Origin of the sequence: Jiangella ureilytica, from assembly GCF_004348545.1 — a bacterium.
GTDB lineage: Bacteria > Actinomycetota > Actinomycetes > Jiangellales > Jiangellaceae > Jiangella > Jiangella ureilytica.
This window is the reverse complement of sequence record NZ_SMKL01000145.1, coordinates 1-2,573: the sequence shown is the minus strand read 5'-3', so window position 1 is coordinate 2,573 and position 2,573 is coordinate 1. Positions and strand designations below refer to the sequence as shown.

Annotated in this window: 2 protein-coding genes and 1 pseudogene; all 3 read left to right on the top strand. The window is 71.4% G+C overall.

Features of this window, described 5'->3' with window-relative positions; translation table 11 throughout:
* Positions 1–192 (top strand): annotated as a pseudogene (locus E1212_RS29790) (attachment protein); the annotation flags it as partial.
* Positions 193–233: 41 nt separating this feature from the next.
* Positions 234–1,667 (top strand): sensor histidine kinase, encoded by a 1,434-nt coding sequence (locus E1212_RS29000; protein ID WP_131989005.1) that lies wholly within the window; start codon positions 234–236, stop codon positions 1,665–1,667.
* A complete protein-coding gene (locus E1212_RS28995) occupies positions 1,668–2,360 on the top strand; it encodes a response regulator transcription factor (RefSeq protein ID WP_131989003.1) in 693 nt (230 codons plus the stop codon).
* Positions 2,361–2,573 lie beyond the last annotated feature (213 nt).

Below are 2,573 nucleotides of genomic sequence, written 5' to 3'. Positions count from 1 at the left end.
CCGGACAACGGCGGCGGCAGCGGTGGTGACGGCGGCTCCAGTGGCGGCTCCAGTGGCGGCGGCGGGCAGCAGGTCGACCCGCCGCCCCCGGTCCGACCCGATCCGGGCGACGACGGCGATGACGACGGCGACGACGTCGGCGAGTCCGACGACGATGACGACGCCGGTGACGACGGGGATGATGACGACTGAGCCAGGGTCGTGACGACGCGGCCGGCGGGGTGCGCGTACGGGTGGCCGTACGCACCCGCGTGCTGGCCGCGGTCCTGGGCGTCACGGCGATCGGCATGCTCGTGGCCGGCGTGACGTCGTTCCTCGTCCAGCGCGAGCGGGTCGATGCGCGCATCGACGACAACCTCGCCCAAGAGGTCGACGAGCTGCGTGAGTTCGCCAACACCGGGATCGATCCCGCCACCGGCGACGAGTTCACCACCGTCGACCGCTTCCTGCAGGTGGTCATGCAGCGCAACGTGCCGGACCGCAACGAGGGCCTGCTCGCGTTCGTCGACGGCGTGGTCGCATGGGAACCCGCGACCGATGTCGACGTCCGGCTCGAGGACGACGAGGACTTCGTCGATGACGTCGCGGATCAGAGCGGCAGCACCCGGGTCCGGCCGCGGTCGATCGAGACCGAAGAGCTCGGTCAGTTGCGGTACGTGACGGTGCCCGTCACCGACGACGACGACGATGCCCAGGGCCTCTACGTCATCGCCTATTCGCGCGACCTGGAACAGGCCGAGGTCGTCGACGCCTACCAGACGTTCGCCGTCGTCGCGATCGCGTCGCTGGCCATGGTCGGCGCCGTCGGCTGGCTCGTCGCCGGGCGGCTGCTGCGGCCCATCCGGCTGCTGCGCGACACCGCCCAGCAGATCAGCGACACCGACCTGTCCGGGCGCATCGCCGTCACCGGGACCGACGACATCTCCGCGCTCGCGCGCACGTTCAACGACATGCTCGACCGCCTCGAGGTCGCGTTCGCCGGCCAGCGTGACGCCCTCGACGACGCCGGACACGAGATGCGGACCCCCATCACGATCATCCGCGGGCACCTCGAGCTGATGGACTCCGCCGACCCCGCCGACGTCGAGGAAGTGCGCGCGATGCTCCTCGACGAGCTGGACCGGATGCACCGCATGGTCGACGACCTCGTCATGCTCGCCAAGGCCAAGCGACCCGACTTCGTCCACCCCCGGCCGGTCGAGCTGGACCGGCTGGTCGACGAGGTGCTCGACAAGGCGCGCGCCCTGGCCGACCGGCAGTGGCGGGTCGACGCGCGGGTGTCCGCGACCGTCGACCTCGATCCGCAGCGGATCACCCAGGCGCTGCTCCAGCTGATCTCGAACGCGGTGAAGCACACCGAGCCCGGCGACGTCATCGCCGTCGGCAGCCAGCTGACCGGCGCCGAGGCCCGGCTCTGGGTCCGCGACACCGGCATCGGCATCGCCGCCGACGACATCGACCGCATCTTCGACCGGTTCGCCCGCGCCGACGTCGGCCGGGGCGTCGAGGGCTCCGGGCTGGGGCTGGCCATCGTCACGGCGATCGCCGAGGCGCACCGCGGCACCGTGACCGTCGACAGCCGGCCGGGCGCCGGCGCGGTCTTCACCATCGCGCTGCCGCTGGTCGGCTCAGCGGTGACCGACGACCTCGTGGAGGAGGAGGCGTAGATGAGCAGGATCCTGATCGCCGAAGACGAACCCCGCATCGCGGCGTTCATCGAGAAGGGGTTGCGTGCGGCCGGCATGACGCCGACGGTGGTCGGCGACGGCCGGGGCGCGTTCGACTACGCGATGACCGGCGGGTTCGACCTCGTCATCCTCGACATCGGGCTGCCCATCATCGACGGCTTCTCCGTCCTGCGGCAGCTGCGCGAGGCCCGCAACGAGCTGCCCGTGATCATCCTGACCGCCCGCGACTCCATCACCGACACCGTCGCCGGGCTCGAGGGCGGCGCCGACGACTACATGGCCAAGCCGTTCCGGTTCGAGGAACTGCTGGCCCGCATCCGGCTGCGGCTGCGCGAGGACCGCGCCCCCGAGGCGATGGTCCTGCACCACGGCGGGCTGTCGCTGGACCTGCGCACCCGGCGGGCCACGGTCGACGGCCGGACGGTGGAGCTGTCGGCGCGCGAGTTCTCCCTGGCCGAGACGTTCCTGCGCCACCCCGGCCAGGTGCTCAGCCGCGAGCAGCTGCTGAGCCGCGTCTGGGGCTACGACTTCGACCCCGGCTCCAACGTGGTCGACGTGTACGTGCGCTACCTGCGCCGCAAGCTCGGCAACGAGCGCTTCATGACGGTGCGCGGCATCGGCTACCGCCTCGTCGGTCCCGACACCGCCGACGACACCGCCCCTGACGTCTGATGATCCAGGTCGGTGGTGGCGTGTCAGCCGCTGCGTCGTGATCGGCTGACCGCTGCTCTGGCCGTGGCACACGCCCTTGACGGTGGTGCCCGCCGAAGCCGATCTTGGAGTAACTGCGGAGTCGCTGGGCGACATGTCGGATTGATGCCGCAGTTACTCCAAGATCGACTCGGGCGGGCGGAGAGACCGGCAGGCGCTCCCGGGGGGGAGGGG

Bases quoted from the DNA above. Each gene is read 5' to 3' on its own strand.
- E1212_RS28995 (WP_131989003.1), top strand. From the start codon at position 1,668: ATGAGCAGGATCCTGATCGCCGAAGACGAACCCCGCATCGCGGCGTTC.